Raw genomic sequence first — 17,832 nt, 5'->3', positions numbered from 1 at the left:
CCCGTGCCTCGGCCCTTGGGGGCCTGGGGAGACCCCATGCCTCGGCCCTTGGGGGCCTGGGGAGACCCCATGCCTCGGCCCTTGGGGGCCCGGGGAGACCCCACGCTTTGGCCCTTGGGCGGGGGTGGCCCCCTGCCCCGACGCTTGCGGGCCGTGCGGCCCGGAGCCCCGGCCCCTGCGGCCCGGAGCCCCGGCCCCTGCGGCCCGGAGCCCCGGCCCCTGCGGCCCGGAGCCCCGGCCCCTGCGGGCCCGCGGAGACTCCGCGCATCTGACGTCGACCGCTGATCCACCACGGATTACGGGACGGCCTTCAGGTCGTGTCCTCAGAGTCCCGGCCGTCTGGCGACGGGGGCATACCCCCGCAGGCCGCGCCGGATGGGAGGAGCGCCGCGTCCGAAACCTGCCCCGCCGCCAGCCGGGGCCGACCACCGTGGAGCCCGTGCCCGGGGTGCCCCCGCCCGATACGGGCCGCCCGGTCGAGGCAACGCCTGCCGCCGCGCGGGCGCCCGTACCCGCACGGTCCCGTACCCGGCGCACAATCCCTACCCGCTCCGGCCCCCGGTCGGCACGGCGCTGCCGGAGACCCGGCGCGACACCGACCCCGGTGCCGTACACCTGATCCGTACCGTGAGCCCCGCTGCCCCGCTGCCCCGCGAGCCCTCCGACCAGTCGCCACCAGGCGGACCCGGGGCCAGCAGCGCTCCACCCCACCTGCTCGCGCGCGTGCGCGCCTACGCCTCGGAGAGCCTCCCGGACTCCCCTCGCCGTATGCGGGCACTCTGGCGCGCGGCCGATTTGGCCGTGCGCCGCGCCCGGCGGCGCTCCCGCCGCAGCCCGCGCGCGCTGCTGCTCGGCTCCGAGACCACGCCATTGCGCTGCTTCCACACCTGGCGGGTCACCCAGACGTCCAGCACCCCCCAGGTCGCGACGACGGTGCCGGCGACACTGCCGATCACCATCGGAAAGGCCAGCCAGGAGCCGGCCAGTGTGCAGAGAAAGGCGATCATCGCCTGAATCAGCGTCAGCGAGACGATGAGCACCGCGCGGACTGCCGACGTACGGACCGGATCGGCCATCCGGCGCGTCGCCGTGGGCTCCTCCACCCATAGCTCGCGCGGAACGTACGCATATCCGTTCCCGTGTCTGTCACCCGATCCGTCGTCCGAAGCGTGCCCCACGCCACGAGGTTCGCCACGACGCTCGTCCGTGTCCATGGTCCCTCTCACTCCCCACATCCCCATGTCTGACCGACTTCAGGGTGGCTGCCCGGATTCCGCTGCTTTACTCGGCTCCAGAGGGCGGCCCACGACGGCACCGGCCGGCATCGGCCACGCCCGCGGGCCCGGTGCGCGCGGACGACTCCCACGGCGGTGGCCCGACAGCGACCTGCTCCCGGCCGGAATCGTGTCCGCCCGGCGCCCCCGACCCACGCCATCCCCTCGCGCGCGAGCCGGCCCGCGCCCCCCACAGCTTCCAGCAAGTTCCGACAACTCCCGTACAGAGAGACGAATGACGAGCCCGGATGATTCCCGCATCACGGACACGGGAAGAATAATTCCAGCCATCTCCCGCCGTCCGGATAGTGACGTCCCGCCGGGTCTCGCACGACACGCCGGGAATGCCAACTCCTTGAATAACGGGACAAGCCGTGATCAACGACTCCTCGGCAGGCTGAAAACCGACTGGTCGTGTCTTCGAGTTGTCTGTGGGTCAGTAGTAGGCTCGCGCCGTTTGTTGACGAGGAAACACCGCCCACGCAGGGCGAGTTCGGGCAGGGGGAGGCCATGCGCTTTCGCGGGAAGTCCATCCGCCGGAAGATCGTGGCGCTGTTGTTGGTGCCGCTGGTGTCCCTGACCGCCCTCTGGGTCTTCGCCACCGTCCTGACCGGACGCGAGGCCAGCCACCTGCTGGACGCCAGCGCGGTGTCCGAGGCGATCGGCGACCCGGTCCTCGACGCGCTCGACGTCATCCAGCAGGAGCGCCGCGAGACCCTCATCTACCTCGCCGACCGCAGATCCTCCCAGGCCCTGCCCGCGCTGCGGCAGAAACGCGCCGCCACCGACAAGGCCGTCGCCAAGATCAAGAAGAAGGCGGCGACCAAGGACGTCCGCGACAACCTCCGCTCCGACTCCGGACGGCGGTTCGACGCCCTCACCGACGGCATGGACGGACTGCCCGCGCTCCGCCGCTCCGTGGAGTCCGGCAGCGTCTCCCGCGCCCAGGCCCTCGACTACTACAACCGCGTGGTCGACCCCGGATTCAGCTTCCTGACGGCCCTGCACGCCCTCAACGACGTCGAGGTGGAGCGCGAGGGCCGCGCCTTCGTCGGCCTCGTCCGCGCGACGGAGACGCTCTCCCGCGAGGACGCCCTGATCACCTCGGCGCTGACCACCGGCGAGGTCGACACCGGCGAGATCCGCCAGCTCTCCGACCTCGTGGCCAACCGCGAGCTGTACTACGAGATCAACCTCGAAGCCCTGCCCGCCCAGGAACGCGACATCTACCGCCAGTTCTGGCGCAGCCCCGAGACCGCCCCCCTGCGCGAGGCCGAGGAACGCCTCATCGCCGACGGACCGGTCGAGAAGGCGGGCGCGTCCGACATCCGGGAGTGGCAGGCCGCGATCACCCCGGTGCTCCATGAGCTGCGCCAGGAGATCGCCGCCTCGGGCGAACGCCACCAGGACCGGGTCGCCCCCTCCGCGTACAGCGTCTTCGTCCAGGCGGGCATCGCCGGTGTGCTGGGCTTCCTCGCCCTCCTCGTCTCCGTCATCGTCTCCGTACGGATCGGCCGCGATCTCATCCGCGACCTCTCCCGACTCCGCAAGGAGGCCCACGAGGTCTCCGGCGTCCGCCTCCCCAGCGTGATGCGCCGCCTCGCCTCGGGCGAACAGGTCGACGTCGAGACCGAGGCGCCGCGCCTGGAGTACGACAAGGACGAGATAGGCCAGGCCGGCCAGGCCCTCAACACCCTGCAGCGCGCGGCCGTCGAGGCCGCGGTCCGCCAGGCCGACATGCGGCGCGGAGTCTCCGAGGTCTTCGTCAACCTCGCCCGCCGCAACCAGGTACTCCTCCACCGTCAGCTCACCCTCCTCGACGCCATGGAGCGCCGCACCGAGGACACCGACGAACTCGCCGACCTCTTCCGCCTCGACCACCTCACCACCCGTATGCGCCGCCACGCCGAGGGCCTGGTGATCCTCTCCGGCGCCGCCCCCTCCCGTCAGTGGCGCAAACCGATCCAGCTCATGGACGTCGTCCGGGCCGCGGTCGCCGAGGTCGAGGACTACGAGCGCATCGAGGTGCGCCGGCTGCCGCGGATCGGTGTCGGCGGCCCCGCCGTCGCCGACCTCACCCACCTCATCGCCGAACTCCTGGAGAACGCGACGGTGTTCTCGCCGCCGCACACCGGTGTCCAGGTGCACGGCGAGCGGGTCGCCAACGGCTTCACCCTGGAGATCCACGACCGCGGCCTCGGCATGGCCCCCGAGGTCCTCCTCGACGCCAATCTGCGCCTCGCGGAGACCCCTGAGTTCGAGCTCTCCGACACCGACCGGCTCGGCCTGTTCGTCGTCAGCCGGCTCGCCCAGCGCCAGAGCGTCCGGGTATCGCTCCAGCCCTCTCCGTACGGAGGGACGACCGCGATCGTCTTCATCCCCGCCGCCCTGCTCACCGAGGCGCCGGACACCGCGGACTCCCCCGACACCGACGGCTCGGGCTTCCGTGTCGACCGCAAGAGCGACGGCAGGCTGTCGGCGCTCCCCAAGGGCCCCGGCCCCCGGCCCTCCGGCTCCCGCGGTGGCCCCAAGACCTCCCGGACCCCCGGCTCCAGGATCCCCGGCCCCCGGACGCCCGGCGCGCAGCTCCCGGGCTCCAAGGGCGCCGGTTCCCGTCCCCCCGGCCGGACGAACGGCTCGCCGCTCTGGGACGGCCCGTCCGAACGCGACGACCACGCCGACCCGCTGGGCTTCGGCGCCGCCGGCGCCGGCCCGCTCAGCGACCCCGACTCACTCGCCGACCTGGACCTGTTCCCCGCCCGGGACGGAGCCGTGGCACCGGACGGGACCGAGGGCCAGGACGGCGGGGTGTTCCGCGCGAGGCCGCGGGCCCGCCGCCACGCCACCCCGGACGATCAGCACCCGAGCCAGGAAGAACGGCACCAACAGGCGCTGGACCCGGCGCCGGAACGGATTGCAGGAGCCGTGCCGCTGCCCCGTCGCACCCCGCCCGCGCTGGTGACCGACCACGGCCACCGGGTGGACGGGCCGGGCCCTGACCGCCCGGCCCCCGCCGCTGAACCCGCGCACTCCGCCGATCCCTCGGGTGCGTACGGCGCCGAAGCGGCCCTCCCGCCGATCGACGGCCTGCCCCGCCGGGTCCGTCAGGCCAATCTCGCCCCCCAGCTCAGGGAGAACACGCCGGCCGCCAAGGCCCCCGCCCAGGATTCGGAACAGGATGTCGAGCGGGATGCGGAAGAAGTCCGCAACCGTATGGCGTCCATGCAGCGAGGCTGGCAGCGGGGCCGCCTCACCAATGCTCACGAGGCCGACGACGCCGCTCGGACCACCGGCGCCGGCCCCGGCCAGACAGCACCACGAACGACATCGGAGGGGGACGGTCGATGACCGCACCACATGCCGCAGCAAACGCCGTCGGTGGACGCCCGGTCGCCAGGGGGTCCGGCGAGCTCAACTGGCTGCTCGACGAACTCGTCGACCGCGTCGGCAGCATCCACAAGGCCCTGGTGCTCTCCAGCGACGGTCTGGCGACCGGCACCTCGCGGGAGCTGACCCGGGAGGACAGCGAGCACCTCGCCGCCGTCGCCTCCGGCTTCCACAGCCTCGCCAAGGGGGTGGGCCGGCACTTCGACGCCGGCAGGGTCCGCCAGACCGTGGTGGAGCTGGACGAGGCGTTCCTCTTCGTCACGGCGGCCGGCGACGGAAGCTGTCTGGCCGTCCTCGCCGACGCCGACTCCGATGTCGGCCAGGTGGCGTACGAGATGACGCTCATGGTCAAGCGGGTCGGAGTCCACCTCGCCACCGCGCCGCGAACCGGTCACGCCGCCGGCGGGTGAGGGGTCGGCATGAGTGAATCGACTCATCACGCCCATCACTCGCACCACTATTTCGACGCCGAGGCCGGGCCCGTGGTCCGGCCGTACGCGATGACGCGCGGCCGGACCAGCAGTACGAACCAGCACCGGCTGGATCTGATCGCCCTGGTCGTGCCGGAACCCGCGGCCGACCATCCCGGCGAGGACCAGTCGCTGTCACCGGAGCACGTCGAAATCGTCGAACGCTGTGGTGACGCGCCGCAGTCGATCGCCGAACTCGCGGCCGGCCTGGACCTCCCCGTCGGGGTGGTCCGGGTCCTGGTCGGCGATCTCGTCGAGGACGCCCTGGTCCATGTATCCCGTCCCGTCCCCCCGGCAGAGCTGCCGGACGTCAATATTCTCCGCGAGGTGATCAATGGTCTTCGGGCGCTCTAGCAACCGACGACCCGTCGAACCCGTGACCCTGAAGATCCTGGTCGCGGGCGGATTCGGCGTCGGCAAGACAACCCTCGTGGGCGCGGTGAGCGAGATCCGGCCCCTGCGCACCGAGGAGACCCTGAGCGAGATCGGCCGTCCGGTGGACGACACGGCGGGCGTCGAGAACAAGACGACCACCACGGTCGCGATGGACTTCGGCCGCATCACGCTCCGCGAGGACCTGGTCCTCTATCTCTTCGGCACCCCGGGTCAGGACCGCTTCTGGTTCCTCTGGGACGAGCTGGCACAGGGCGCGCTCGGCGCGGTCGTCCTCGCGGACACCCGCCGGCTGGAGGACTCCTTCGCCGCCGTCGACTACTTCGAACGCCGGGGCATCTCCTTCACCGTCGCCGTTAACTGCTTCGACGGGGCCGGCCGGTTCCCGGTCGACAGCGTACGGGCGGCGCTCGACCTCGATCCGGGGGTCCCGCTGATGATGTGTGACGCGCGCGACCGGGAGTCGGTCAAGGACGTGCTGGTGGCGGTGGTCGAGCACGCCCTGGCCCAGGTCAACGACCGGCGCCAGCACGCGACCACCTGAGCCCCCGCCCGTACCCCCTGCACCGGGGTACGGGCGCATGCGGCGCTCAGCGCGTGACGACCACGGCCGAACCGTGCCCGAACAGGCCCTGGTTCGCACTCACCCCGACCCGGGCGCCCGCCACCTGACGCTCCCCGGCCGCGCCCCGTAGCTGCCGGGTCAGCTCGCACACCTGGGCGATGGCCTGGGCGGGGACGGCCTCGCCGAAGGAGGCGAGTCCGCCGCTGGCGTTCACCGGGACCCGCCCACCGAGCGCGGTCACCCCGTCCCGTACGAGCTTCGCGCCCTCGCCGGGCCCGCAGAGCCCGAGATCCTCGTACCACTCCAGTTCCAGGGCGGTGGAGAGGTCGTACACCTCGGCCAGGGACACGTCCTCCGGACCGGCGCCGGCCTCGTCGTAGGCGGCTGTCAGGAGCGACGCCCGGAAGGAGCGCGGCGGGGGGTCCACGGCCGCCGCCGAGTCGGTGGCGATGTCCGGCAGGTCCAGTACGGTCCGCGGATAGGCCGGGGTGAGGGTCGACACGGCGCTGATCCGGACGGGGGACGCGGACCCGTGCCGCCGGGCGAACTCCATGCTGGAGAGCACGAGGGCGGCCGCGCCGTCCGAGGTCGCACAGATGTCGAGCAGCCGCAGCGGGTCGGCGACGACGGGGGAGGCGGCCACCTCGGCGGCGGAGACGGCCGTCCGGTAGCGGGCGTACGGGTTGAGCGCGCCGGCCGCCGCGTTCTTCACCTTGACCAGGGCGAAGTCGTCCGGGGTGTCGCCGTGCAGGGCCATCCGGCGGCGGGCGTAGAGCCCGAAGTAGGCGGGGTTGGTCGCGCCGAGCACCCGGAAGCGCAGCCAGTCGGGATCGTCGGGCCGGTCGCCGCCCGCGGGGGCGAAGAAGCCCTTCGGCGCCGCGTCGGCACCCACCACGAGGACCACGTCGGACTGCCCGGCCAGGATCTGCGATCTGGCGGTGCCGATGGCCTGGGCGCCCGAGGCACAGGCGGCGTACACACTGGTGACGCGGGCGCCCTGCCAGCCGAGCGCCCGTGCGAAGGTCGCCCCGGCCACCTGGCCGGGATAGCCCCCGCGCACGGTGTTCGCACCGACGACGGAGTCGATCCGCCGCCAGTCCACCCCGGCGTCGGCGAGGGCGGCCCGCGCGGCGATCACGCCGTACCGGACGAAGCCATGTCCCCATTTGCCCCAGGGGTGCATACCGGCCCCGAGGACCGCGATATCACCGGTCACGACGTCACCCCCACCGGCCGCCAGTGCCAGGTGGTCCAGACCGTCCCGGCGTCCTCGTTGAGCACCCCGGGCACCACCTCGACCTCCATGCCGACCGCCAGTTCGGCGACCGATACGCCCGGCGCGGCCTGACCGAGGACCACCATGCGCTCGGCCGCCAGCTCGACGGCGACCAGGGTGTACGGCTCCCACGCGGTGTCCGGGTCGGAGACATAGGGCGCTGGCGGGCGGTACCGGCCGTCGGTGTAGGACCAGACGCGCCCCCGTCGGGAGAGGGGCACCCGGGCCAGCTCACCGCCCGAACAGTCCGGGTTGCGGCAGAACGAGTCCTCCGGCGGGAAGAAGACCGACGCGCAGGCCGCGCAGCGGGTGGCGAGCAGCCGGAAGTCCGCCTCCTCACCGTCGTGCGTGAACCATCCGGCAACCACGGGTGTGCGCGTCACGAGGGCCTCCCCGGCACAGTGATCTGACGGTACGTCAGAAGTCTGTCACGGGTCACCCGTTCTCGGCGAGCCATCCGGCGGCGGTCTCCGCCAGCTCCGCGTCCCGCCCGGTCAGCATCATCCGGATCATCCGGACATCCCCCCGCAGCGACCACGCCGGATGCCCGAACGTCGCCGGATTGTTCCCCTCGATGAGGAAGTGCGCGGGCCAGGCCGTGCCGTAACCGATCAGCGGCAGTGCCACCGCATACCGCTTCCGACCCCGCGCAAGCCCGTAGACGGTGACCGCGAGACCGGTCAGCGTCCCCGCGCAGTGGACCCATCGCGTCGCGGCCCTGGAGTGCATCGCGACGTAGTAGGGCCAGAACTCGTCGTACGAGTCGAACGTCCGCTCCGTCATGGCGGCACCGTAGCGCCGTCAGCGCGGACCGGCCAGGGAGCGCCGGGTGACGGGAAAGTCGAAGAAGGTGTCCGGGAACGGCTCCGGCCGGTAGGTGAAATGCCACCATTCCGCGGGCAGATTGACGAACCCGACGGCCGCCAGAGCGCCCATCAGTAACTGTCGGTGCGCGCGTTGCCTCCCCCGCACCTCGGGGTGGTCCGTGTGGGAGAGGGGGTCGAGACAGTCATAGCCCGTCCCCATGTCCATGGAACTGTCGGGGAAGCGCGCCGCCTCCGGGGCGTGGCACGGCACCAACGGCTCACCCGGGACGTACGCCCTGGTCGTACGCGCCGGAAGCGACACGATCGTCAGATCCACCGTGCTGCCCCTGCTGTGTCCGGACCGCTCCGCGATATAACCGGCCGCGAACAGCGCCGACTTGGCGACCCGGGGATAGAACTCCCCCTTCATCGACTGGTCGGCGAGGTCCTTCCCCCAGCGCACGAACTGGTCGACGGCCCGCTGCGGGCGGTAGCAGTCGTACACCTTCAGGGAGTACCCCTGGCGCAGCAGCCGCCGCTGGGCCCGGTGCAGCGCGTCCGCCGCGGACCGGGTGAGCAGGCAGACCGGCTCCTGGTAGCCGTCCACCCGCACGCCCAGGAAGGTGTGCGCGGTGGTGTAGCGCATCTCCTGGAGGATCGTCGGATCGACCGAACGCAGGGCGACGAACTCCCGCGGAGCCGTCGGCTCCGGCCCGGCCGGGGTGGTGGCGGCGGCCAGGACGACCGCGGACACGGTGCACGCGCGCAGAACCACTGCGAGTCGGCTCATGCTCCACCCTCCATCAGGTCCCACCGGCGTGGGACAGACGCCCCGACGGCGATCGGATACGCTCCGCGCGTGCCCAAGGACTCGTACTGCGGCAATTGCGGAGCCCCGTACCGCGCCCTCACCGGCTGGCCCCGAACCTGCCCGACCTGCGGTGACACCGCATACCGCAATCCACTCCCGGTCGCCGTCGCGCTGCAACCCGTGTCCGACGCGGACGGCACCGGACTCGTCGTCGTCATCCGGTCCATCCAACCGAAACGGGGCGGCATCGCGCTGCCAGGTGGCTTTGTCGACTTAGGTGAGGACTGGCAGCGCGCGGTCGTCCGCGAACTGAAGGAAGAGACGGGAATCGACGCGGCCGCCACCGAGGTCCGCCTCGCGGACGTGCTCAGTGCCCCCGACGGCCATCTGCTGGTCTTCGGACTGCTCCCCGCCCGCCCGGCCGACGATCTGCCGCCCCCGCGCCCCACGGACGAGACCACCGGCCGGAAACTGCTGCGCACCCCGAGAGAGCTGGCGTTCCCGCTGCACACCACGGCGGTACGGAGATGGTTCATGGGCCGCTACGAATAGCCCCGGACGCCGTCCCCGGTAGGCGACTCAGGACCCGGCCCCCAACCCGCGCACCCGAACCGGCCACCGCGGCGACCCCGACCCGTCGGCCCGCACCCACCGCACCTTCACCCGGCCGTCCACCAACCGGGTCGTGTACCGCTCCACCTCCACCGGCTCCCAGCCGTCACCCGCGTCCGCGACCACCAGCCCGCCACCCCTGCGACTCCCGCCGGGCGCCCAGACCTCCAGCTCCGTCCGACCGTCCGCACCACGCACGGGGATCACCGAACCACCCCGCGCCAGCACCGGGACACGCGACAGCGGCGCCTCCACCAACACCTGCCCCGGACCGTCGTACGCCCGCCCCGTCACCGTGTCGTACCAGCGCCCCTTCGGCAGCCGTACCGCCCGCCGGTCGACCCCCCGCTCCAGCACCGGCGCCACCAGCAGCGCGTCACCGAGCAGAAACGCGTCCTCGCACTCCCGCAGCGCCCGATCCTGCGGCGACCCCCACCACAGCGGCCGGACGTACGGTGCCCCCGTCAGCCGCGCCAGATGGGCGAGTGACACGAAGTACGGGCGCAGCCGCTCCCGCTCGGTCAGCGCCGCGCGGGCGTGCTCCAGCACCGCCGGCCCGAACTCCCACGGCTCCCGGCGACCCGCGTCGATCGCCGAGTGCGTGCGGAACAACGGCAGATACGCCCCGAGCTGGAACCAGCGCAGATACAACTCCGGCGACGGACTGCCGTCGAACCCCCCGACGTCCGGCCCCGAATAGGGCACCCCGCACAGCCCGAGACCCAGCACCAGCGCCAGCGAGGCCCGCAACCCGGGCCAGCCGGTGGCCACATCCCCCGACCAGGTCCCGCCGTACCGCTGCATCCCGGCCCAGCCCGCACGCGAGAATAGGAACGGGCGCTCCTCCGGCCGCAGCCTCAGCAGCCCCTCGTACCCGGCGCGCGCCATCGTGAGGCCGTAGACGTTATGGGCCTCCCGATGGTCACCGCCCCGCCCGTCCAGCGCGTGCCGGGCCGAACGCGGCAGCGTCATCTCCCCGAAGGGAGCGAACGACACCGGCTCGTTCATGTCATGCCAAACCCCCGAGAACCCCTGCGCCAGCCGCTCCTCGTACAACCCGCCCCACCACCGCCGCACCCGCGGATCCGTGAAGTCCGGATAGACGCAGTCACCCGGCCAGACCACCCCGCGCACCGCCCGCCCCCGCCCGTCCCGGACGAACGCGCCGGCCGCCACCCCGCCGTCGTACACCGGATTCCCACGCTCCGCCTTCACCGCCGGATCGACGATGGAGACCAGCCGCACCCCGTCCTCCCGCAGCCCCTTCGCCAGCCCCGGCAGATCGGGGAACCGCTCCCGGTCCACGGTGAAGATCCGGTGCCCGTCGTAGTGGTCGATGTCCAGATGGACCGCCGACAGGGGGAGGTCCCGCTCCCGGTAGCCCGCGACGACCCGCCGCACCGCCTCCTGACTGCCGAAACCCCAGCGGGCGTGCTGCGCACCCAGCGCCCACGACGGCGGCACCGCCGCCCCGCCCGTCAGCCGCGACCAGCGCGCCAGCACCCGCGCCGGAGTCCCCACGATCACCCAGCACCGCAGCGGACCGCCGTCCATCCGGATCTCACTCGTCCCCGGACGGTCATGGCCCGATCCGGCGCCCTCCTCGCCCTCGTGGAGCGTCACCCGGCCGTCCCACGAGTTGTCGTGGAACGCCAGATGGGTCCCCGCGTCGGCGACGATCACCTGGACGGGCATGGTGATGTACAGCGGATCGTCACCCGGCCGGAAGGACCCCTTCGGATCGGTGTTCCACAGCCGGTAGGTGCCGTCCCGGAGCCGGGGCCCCGAAGCCCGCCCGCCCAGGCCGAAGAAGCGCGCGTCCGCCGCCACCTCGGTGCGCTGCGCCCACCGCGCGGTACCCCCGCGCACCGGCTCCCACCAGCGCGGCGGCAGATCGCGGCGGAGCACGACACCACCGGGCGTACGGACCTCCACCGCGCCGTGCCGCGACACCTCCACCGTCACCCGCTCCGAGACCACCCGCCAGCCGCCGTCCTTGTCCGGCTCAAGACCGGCCCGCGGGTCCGGCTCGGGGGACGGCCCGCCCAGCGCGTACGACGGCTCGGGGCCCGCGCCGTCCCACCCCCAGAACACCGCGCCACCCGTCACCACACAGATCCGCAGCTCGGAACGGGCGAACCGGACGACCCCGCCACCCGGCAGCGGCTCGGCGCCGGTCACCCGGCCCGGCACCCGCGCCCGCTCGGGGCCTCTCGGCGGCAGCCCTCGGACATCCGTCCGCCGCCGCAGCCACGCGGACCGCGTCGCGCGCAGTCCCCGCAAGGTCGTCATCTTCCGTACCGATCGCGCCAGCTCTCGACCGTTCATGCAGCTCAGCCTGTCATCCGGGCCGACGCTCACGGGGTGGGTTCAGCTCCCGTTCACCCTCACTCCGCCCAGATGTGGCCGAGTCCGAACCGTGGCCGGAACATCTGGTGCGCGAGACGATCACATGGCATCGTCCGTGTCAGCCGCGTCACGCGCACACCCCCGCGCGTACGCGGACCACCCGCCGACACCGCGCAGCCATCCGGGAGCCGCCCCCCATGACCTCAGCAGCGAACTCCGCCCCCCTGTGGCAGCCGGACGCCGACCGGATCGCCCGCGCGCGGATCACCCGCTTCCAGAGCTGGGCGGCCGAACACCACGGAGCCCCCGCCGACGGCGGCTACCCGGCACTGCACCGCTGGTCCGTCGACGAACTGGAGACGTTCTGGCGCGCCGTCGCCGAATGGTCCGACATCCGCTTCACCACCCCCTACGAACGGGTGCTCGCCGACCCCGCCATGCCCGGCGCCCGCTGGTTCCCCGGCGCCACCCTCAACTACGCGGAACACGCCCTGCGGGCCGCGGACGAACGACCCGAAGAACCGGCCCTCCTCCACGTCGACGAGACGCACGAGCCGACCCCGACCAGTTGGTCCGAGCTGCGCCGCCAGGTCGGCGCGCTCGCCGCCGAACTGCGCGCCCTCGGCGTACGCCCCGGCGACCGCGTCAGCGGCTACCTCCCCAACATCCCCCAGGCCGTCACCGCACTGCTCGCCACCGCCGCCGTCGGCGGCGTCTGGACCTCTTGCGCCCCCGACTTCGGCGCCCGCAGCGTCCTCGACCGCTTCCAGCAGGTCGAACCCGTCGTCCTCTTCACCGTCGACGGCTACCGCTACGGCGGCAAGGAACACGACCGCACCGCTGTCGTCGCCGAACTCCGCCGTGAACTCCCCACCCTCCGCGCGGTCGTCCACATCCCCCTCCTCGGCACCGACACCCCCGACGGCGCCCTCGACTGGTCCGCCCTCACCTCCGGCACCGCGGCACCTCGCTACGAACAGGTCCCCTTCGGCCACCCCCTGTGGGTCCTGTACTCCTCCGGCACCACCGGACTGCCCAAGGCGATCGTCCAGTCCCAGGGCGGCATCCTGATCGAGCACCTCAAACAGCTCGCCCTGCACTGCGACCTCGGCCCCGACGACCGCTTCTTCTGGTACACCTCCACCGGCTGGATGATGTGGAACTTCCTCGTCTCCGGCCTGCTCACCGGCACCACCGTCGTCCTTTACGACGGCAGCCCCGGCTACCCCGACACCGGCGTCCAATGGCGCGTCGCCGAACGCGTCGGGGCCACCTTCTTCGGCACGTCCGCCGCCTATGTGATGGCCTGTCGCAAGGCCGGCGTCCACCCCGCGCGCGACCACGACCTCTCCCGCGTCGGCTGCGTCGCCACCACCGGATCCCCGCTTCCGCCCGACGGCTTCCGCTGGCTCCACGACGAGGTGGCGGACGACCTGTGGATCGCCTCCGTCAGCGGCGGCACCGATGTCTGTAGTTGCTTCGCCGGCGCCGTGCCCACCCTCCCCGTCCACATCGGCGAACTCCAGGCCCCGTGCCTCGGCACCGACCTCCAGGCATGGGACCCCCACGGCCGGCCCGTCGTCGGTGAGGTCGGCGAACTCGTCGTCACCCGACCCATGCCGTCGATGCCGATCCACTTCTGGAACGACCCCGACGGCAGCCGCTACCACGACAGTTACTTCGAGATGTTCCCCGGGGTCTGGCGGCACGGCGACTGGATCACCCTCACCGACCACGGCTCCGTCATCATCCACGGCCGCTCCGACTCCACCCTGAACCGCCAGGGCGTACGCATGGGCTCCGCCGACATCTACGAGGCCGTCGAACGCCTCCCCGAGATCCGTGAATCCCTCGTCATCGGAGTGGAGGAACCGGACGGCGGCTACTGGATGCCGCTCTTCGTCCACCTCGCCGACGGCGCCACGCTCGACGAAGCACTGCGCGACCGCGTCAAACGGATCATCCGGGAACAGCTCTCGCCCCGCCACGTCCCGGACGACATCATCGAAATCCCCGCCGTACCGCACACCCTCACCGGCAAGCGCCTCGAAGTCCCGGTGAAGCGCATCCTCCAGGGCACCCCCCTGACCAAGGCCGTCAACCCCGGCTCCGTTGACGACGCGGGCCTGCTGACGTTCTACGCGGACCTCGCCCGCACCCGCGGCCACTGAGCGTTGTCAGTGCCCCCGGTTACGGTGAGTCATCAGTGACCAACACGTGGCAGGGGGAGACATGGCAGACCACACATCCCGCCGGGCCGGCTCGGCGGCCAAACCGTCCGGAAACCACGCGGGCAGGCGCCCCGGCAGCGGTCCACACCGACGCGGTGCCCGCCCCAGGACCACTGCGGCACTCCGGCGCGCCCTGCGTCGCGAGGTCGTGGGCACCATCGGCGTCCTCGCCGACGCCCACGACTTCGCGGCGATGCGGAGCTATCGCAGCTTCGTCTTCGACGACCACCCGTCGTACCTCCGGCAGCTCGACGCCCTGCTGACCGCACGAGCGTCCGACCAGCTCCACACCACCGTCGCCCTCTTCGACCCCGAGGACTTCGCCGCGTTCTGCTCCCAGCACGGCCTCGACCCCGACACCGCCCGCGGCCGAGGGCGCTACACCGCCACGATCGCGGCCAGGGGCGGCGCGATCACCTACACCGGACAGCCGCTGGACACCCTGCTGCCCCGCTTGATCGACCAGGCCGTCCGCCGGGCCACCTGGGAGTACGCCACGACACTGCTGGCCGGACTCGGGGCGTGCGCCGACTGCGGCCAGGACATCGGCCGGGCCGCCCACGACCGCGCCTCCCACCTGCTCACCCGGCTGCTGGAAGAGGCGGGACCGGGCAGGCACCACCTGGTGTGCAGCGTCCAGGCACCCGAGGAGCAGCTTCTCGCGGTGCTCCACGCCGACCGCGACCCCACCCGGCCGGACGCGGCGCCGACCGCGGCCGACACCACCGAGTTCGTCACCGTCCTCGCCACCGCCATCGCGCTCGGCAGGCCCGGCGGAGTGGTGCTGCGCACCAGCCCACCCGACGCCCCGGACCGTCTGCACGGCTGGCGACTGCACCGCTCCCGTTTGCTGCCGCTCACCGAGGCCGAGGTGTTCAGCGCCTACTGCACCGACGCGATGACGGGCGAGCCGCTCTCCCCCGAGCCGGGAGTGGAGTACCGCGCGGGCTTCCCCGTCCCCACGGACGACCCCGAGCCCCACGGCTGACGCGAAGGAGGGGCCCCGCCACCACGGCGGGACCCCTCCTCTCAACTCTCCTGCCCGGGGGCTACTCCCCGGAGAGCACCGCCTGGGCGGCGACCCGAGCCTCCTCCGCGGTGTCCGTGGCGCGCGCCGCGGCCGCGGCCCGCTCGCACTGGGCCAGCGAGTACTTCGCCAGCGTCGCCCGCACATACGGAATCGACGCGGCCCCCATGGACAGCGACGTCACACCGAGACCAGTGAGCACACAGGCAAGCAGCGGATCGGCAGCCGCCTCACCACAGACACCACAGCTCTTGCCCTCGGCCTTCGCGGCCTCCGCCGACAGCGCCACCAGATCGAGCAGCGCCGGCTGCCACGGGTCCTGGAGCCGGGACACCGCGCCGACCTGACGGTCGGCGGCGAAGGTGTACTGCGCCAGATCGTTGGTGCCCAGCGACAGGAACTCCACCTCCTGCAGGATCGAACGCGCCCGCAGCGCGGCGGACGGAATCTCCACCATCGCACCGAACTTCGCCTGCAGCCCGGCCTCACGACACGCGTCCGCGAACGCCTTGGCGTCGGTGCGGTCCGCCACCATCGGCGCCATGACCTCCAGATACACCGGCAGACCCGAGGACGCCTTGGCGAGCGCCGTCAGCTGCGTCCGCAGCACATCCGGGTGGTCCAGCAGACTGCGCAGCCCCCGCACACCCAGCGCCGGGTTCGGCTCGTCGGCAGGGGTCAGGAAGTCGAGCGGTTTATCGGCGCCCGCGTCCAGCACCCGCACGACGACCCGGCCCTCCGGGAACGCCTCAAGCACCTGGCGGTACGCCTCGACCTGCTTCTCCTCCGACGGCGCCTGCTTGCTGTCGTCGAGGAAGAGGAACTCCGTACGGAACAGACCGACGCCCTCGGCACCGGCCGCCACCGCTGCCGGTACATCGGCGGGACCGCCGATGTTCGCCAGCAGCGGCACCTTGTGCCCGTCGGAGGTCACACCCGGCCCACTGGAACCGGAGAGGGCGGCCTTGCGCTCGGCCGCGGCCCGCTCCAGCTCACCGCGCTTCTCGTCGCTCGGCTCCACGAAGATCTCACCGGTGCTGCCGTCGACCGCGACCAGCGTGCCCTCGGCCAGCTCCCCGGCCCCCGGCAGTGCCACCACGGCGGGCACCCCGAGCGCCCGCGCCAGGATGGCGCTGTGACTGGTCGGCCCGCCCTCCTCGGTGACGAAACCGAGGACCAGCGTGGGGTCGAGCAGTGCGGTATCGGCGGGCGCGAGATCCCGGGCGATCAGTACATACGGCTCGTCACTGTCCGGCACACCCGGCATCGGCACGCCGAGCAGCCGCGCCACGATCCGGTTCCGCACGTCGTCCAGGTCGGCCACCCGCCCGGCCAGGTACTCGCCGGCACCAGCCAGCAGCGCCCGGTAGGCGGCGAAGGCGTCGTACACGCCCCGCTCGGCGGTGCTGCCGACGGCGACGCGACGGTCGACATCGGCCATCAGCTCGGGGTCCTGCGCCATCATGGCCTGTGCTTCCAGCACGGCCTGCGCCTCCCCACCGGCCAGATTGCCCCGCGCGATCAGATCGGCGGCCACGGCCTCCACGGCCTGGCGCGCCCGGCCCTGTTCCCGCTCGGCGTCCTGTTCCGGGTTCTGCTTCGCGGGCGGTTCGAGCACAGCCGTTCCCATGTGCCGAACCTCGCCGATCGCCACCCCGTGGCTGACCCCGACGCCTCGCAGCGTTGTCACCATCTCACCCGTCTCCGATCGAGCGACGGTCTGTGCCGCCGCGCTGGATGTCCCACTCGCCGTCCCTACGGCCATGACGTCACTGCCAGCTGAAGAGCGCGTCCCCGATCTGTACGTCGCCGTCCTCGACCACACCGGAGAGCGACTCGTTCGTCGCCTCCAGCGCGACCACGGGGCAGATGGGCGACTTGCCGGCCGCTTCGACGGCCACCGGGTTCCACCGCACCACGGCCTGGCCGCGGGTCACGGTGTCGCCCTTGTTGACGAGCAGTTCGAAGCCCTCGCCATTGAGCTGGACGGTGTCGATGCCGAGGTGCGTCAGCACTCCGTGTCCCTCGCTGTCGACCACGACATACGCGTGCGGGTGCAGGGAGACGACGACGCCGTCCACGGGGGAGAGAGCCTCGGAGGGCTCCCGTACGGGGTCGATGGCGGTACCGGGACCGACCATCGCGCCGGAGAACACGGGGTCGGGCACCGCCGCGAGTCCGATGGCACGTCCGGCAAGAGGGGACGTCACTGTGGTCATGGGGGCCTCCCAGGGTGGAGATCTGTTACCACGCCGTCACTGCTTGTTCCGAACGGCGCACTGTGGAGCAGCGTAAGTCATATGAAGTCCTAGTTCCGCATGAAAGTTGCGGAACTGTGGAGCTAGAGGCCACGGGAAGCGATTTGCCTCGCCTCTGGGCGGCAGGTACTGTCATACCCCTGCCTGGCCCCAACGCGACATTGAGTCGGGGGTCGGCAGCAGACCTCATCAAGGCGAGATCCTAACTGGTCTACACCTCTGCATGTCCGCAGAGAGGTGGTCAGGGAGCCGGAGAAAGCCTGATACGGTTTGACCACACCGAAGGGAAGCGCCCGGAAGGACCTGAAAGGGTCTGAAGGAAGCGTCCGTTCCTTGAGAACTCAACAGCGTGCCAAAAGTCAACGCCAAATAT

The 17,832-nt window shown here is 72.1% G+C and carries 15 protein-coding genes; 7 read left to right on the top strand and 8 right to left on the bottom strand.

Translation table 11 applies throughout. The features are described 5' to 3' along the window. Positions 1–731 precede the first annotated feature (731 nt). Complete coding sequence (locus tag ACH4S7_RS25275; RefSeq protein WP_398523570.1) at positions 732–1,214, bottom strand: hypothetical protein; 483 nt, start codon at positions 1,212–1,214, stop codon at positions 732–734. A gap of 570 nt (positions 1,215–1,784) precedes the next feature. On the opposite strand from ACH4S7_RS25275, the gene ACH4S7_RS25270 reads away from it, so the two are divergent. Genes ACH4S7_RS25270 through ACH4S7_RS25255 form a run of 4 tightly spaced genes read left to right on the top strand, consistent with a single transcriptional unit; the run spans position 1,785 to position 6,068 of the window. Further along, entirely contained in the window at positions 1,785–4,622 is a 2,838-nt protein-coding gene (locus tag ACH4S7_RS25270; protein WP_398523569.1) for a nitrate- and nitrite sensing domain-containing protein, read from the top strand. Continuing rightward, complete coding sequence (locus tag ACH4S7_RS25265) at positions 4,619–5,071, top strand: roadblock/LC7 domain-containing protein (RefSeq protein ID WP_398523568.1); 453 nt, start codon at positions 4,619–4,621, stop codon at positions 5,069–5,071. Before ACH4S7_RS25270 ends, ACH4S7_RS25265 begins: the two co-directional genes overlap by 4 nt. Before the next feature lie 9 nt (positions 5,072–5,080). Continuing rightward, the gene (locus ACH4S7_RS25260; protein WP_398523567.1) at positions 5,081–5,485 is read left to right on the top strand and encodes a DUF742 domain-containing protein; all 405 of its coding nucleotides are present in this window, start codon (positions 5,081–5,083) and stop codon (positions 5,483–5,485) included. After that, positions 5,466–6,068, top strand: a complete 603-nt coding sequence (locus ACH4S7_RS25255) for a GTP-binding protein (RefSeq protein ID WP_398523566.1) — start codon at positions 5,466–5,468, stop codon at positions 6,066–6,068. Before ACH4S7_RS25260 ends, ACH4S7_RS25255 begins: the two co-directional genes overlap by 20 nt. A 46-nt stretch (positions 6,069–6,114) precedes the next feature. Here ACH4S7_RS25255 and ACH4S7_RS25250 read toward each other — a convergent pair whose 3' ends face one another. The 4 genes from ACH4S7_RS25250 to ACH4S7_RS25235 all read right to left on the bottom strand — a co-directional run bounded on the left by ACH4S7_RS25250 (position 6,115) and on the right by ACH4S7_RS25235 (position 8,961). Then, complete coding sequence (locus ACH4S7_RS25250; protein WP_398523565.1) at positions 6,115–7,305, bottom strand: lipid-transfer protein; 1,191 nt, start codon at positions 7,303–7,305, stop codon at positions 6,115–6,117. Further along, the gene (locus tag ACH4S7_RS25245; RefSeq protein WP_398523917.1) at positions 7,302–7,733 is read right to left on the bottom strand and encodes a Zn-ribbon domain-containing OB-fold protein; all 432 of its coding nucleotides are present in this window, start codon (positions 7,731–7,733) and stop codon (positions 7,302–7,304) included. Before ACH4S7_RS25245 ends, ACH4S7_RS25250 begins: the two co-directional genes overlap by 4 nt. A gap of 67 nt (positions 7,734–7,800) precedes the next feature. Next, entirely contained in the window at positions 7,801–8,148 is a 348-nt protein-coding gene (locus ACH4S7_RS25240; protein WP_398523564.1) for an Mpo1-like protein, read from the bottom strand. Positions 8,149–8,166: 18 nt separating this feature from the next. Further along, positions 8,167–8,961 (bottom strand): M15 family metallopeptidase, encoded by a 795-nt coding sequence (locus ACH4S7_RS25235; protein WP_398523563.1) that lies wholly within the window; start codon positions 8,959–8,961, stop codon positions 8,167–8,169. A 69-nt stretch (positions 8,962–9,030) separates the two neighbouring features. Here ACH4S7_RS25235 and ACH4S7_RS25230 point away from each other — a divergent pair, with 69 nt between their 5' ends. Then, on the top strand, positions 9,031–9,534 hold the full coding sequence (locus ACH4S7_RS25230) for an NUDIX domain-containing protein (RefSeq protein WP_398523562.1): 504 nt from the start codon (positions 9,031–9,033) through the stop codon (positions 9,532–9,534). Positions 9,535–9,561: 27 nt separating this feature from the next. Here the strand turns inward: ACH4S7_RS25230 and ACH4S7_RS25225 are convergent, their stop codons facing one another. After that, positions 9,562–11,922, bottom strand: coding sequence for a glycoside hydrolase family 31 protein (locus tag ACH4S7_RS25225; RefSeq protein ID WP_398523561.1), 2,361 nt, complete (start codon positions 11,920–11,922; stop codon positions 9,562–9,564). A 218-nt stretch (positions 11,923–12,140) separates the two neighbouring features. On the opposite strand from ACH4S7_RS25225, the gene ACH4S7_RS25220 reads away from it, so the two are divergent. Together ACH4S7_RS25220 and ACH4S7_RS25215 are read left to right on the top strand one after the other, a co-directional pair. Next, a complete protein-coding gene (locus ACH4S7_RS25220) occupies positions 12,141–14,114 on the top strand; it encodes an acetoacetate--CoA ligase (protein ID WP_398523560.1) in 1,974 nt (657 codons plus the stop codon). Positions 14,115–14,175: 61 nt separating this feature from the next. Then, a complete protein-coding gene (locus ACH4S7_RS25215; protein ID WP_398523559.1) occupies positions 14,176–15,162 on the top strand; it encodes a hypothetical protein in 987 nt (328 codons plus the stop codon). 61 nt (positions 15,163–15,223) lie between these two features. Here the strand turns inward: ACH4S7_RS25215 and ptsP are convergent, their stop codons facing one another. Continuing rightward, the gene (gene ptsP, locus ACH4S7_RS25210; protein WP_398523558.1) at positions 15,224–16,894 is read right to left on the bottom strand and encodes a phosphoenolpyruvate--protein phosphotransferase; all 1,671 of its coding nucleotides are present in this window, start codon (positions 16,892–16,894) and stop codon (positions 15,224–15,226) included. A gap of 76 nt (positions 16,895–16,970) precedes the next feature. Beyond that, the gene (locus tag ACH4S7_RS25205; RefSeq protein ID WP_398523557.1) at positions 16,971–17,420 is read right to left on the bottom strand and encodes a PTS glucose transporter subunit IIA; all 450 of its coding nucleotides are present in this window, start codon (positions 17,418–17,420) and stop codon (positions 16,971–16,973) included. Between the last annotated feature and the right edge of the window lie 412 nt (positions 17,421–17,832).

The sequence above is a fragment of the Streptomyces sp. NPDC020965 genome, assembly GCF_044333555.1.
GTDB lineage: Bacteria > Actinomycetota > Actinomycetes > Streptomycetales > Streptomycetaceae > Streptomyces.
This window is presented reverse-complemented; position numbering and strand designations above follow the sequence as displayed.

Bases quoted from the DNA above. Each gene is read 5' to 3' on its own strand.
- ACH4S7_RS25270 (WP_398523569.1), top strand. From the start codon at position 1,785: ATGCGCTTTCGCGGGAAGTCCATCCGCCGGAAGATCGTGGCGCTGTTG.
- ptsP (WP_398523558.1), bottom strand. From the start codon at position 16,894: ATGGTGACAACGCTGCGAGGCGTCGGGGTCAGCCACGGGGTGGCGATC.
- ACH4S7_RS25235 (WP_398523563.1), bottom strand. From the start codon at position 8,961: ATGAGCCGACTCGCAGTGGTTCTGCGCGCGTGCACCGTGTCCGCGGTC.
- ACH4S7_RS25255 (WP_398523566.1), top strand. From the start codon at position 5,466: ATGGTCTTCGGGCGCTCTAGCAACCGACGACCCGTCGAACCCGTGACC.
- ACH4S7_RS25240 (WP_398523564.1), bottom strand. From the start codon at position 8,148: ATGACGGAGCGGACGTTCGACTCGTACGACGAGTTCTGGCCCTACTAC.
- ACH4S7_RS25205 (WP_398523557.1), bottom strand. From the start codon at position 17,420: ATGACCACAGTGACGTCCCCTCTTGCCGGACGTGCCATCGGACTCGCG.
- ACH4S7_RS25225 (WP_398523561.1), bottom strand. From the start codon at position 11,922: ATGAACGGTCGAGAGCTGGCGCGATCGGTACGGAAGATGACGACCTTG.
- ACH4S7_RS25265 (WP_398523568.1), top strand. From the start codon at position 4,619: ATGACCGCACCACATGCCGCAGCAAACGCCGTCGGTGGACGCCCGGTC.
- ACH4S7_RS25215 (WP_398523559.1), top strand. From the start codon at position 14,176: ATGGCAGACCACACATCCCGCCGGGCCGGCTCGGCGGCCAAACCGTCC.
- ACH4S7_RS25260 (WP_398523567.1), top strand. From the start codon at position 5,081: ATGAGTGAATCGACTCATCACGCCCATCACTCGCACCACTATTTCGAC.
- ACH4S7_RS25275 (WP_398523570.1), bottom strand. From the start codon at position 1,214: ATGGACACGGACGAGCGTCGTGGCGAACCTCGTGGCGTGGGGCACGCT.
- ACH4S7_RS25220 (WP_398523560.1), top strand. From the start codon at position 12,141: ATGACCTCAGCAGCGAACTCCGCCCCCCTGTGGCAGCCGGACGCCGAC.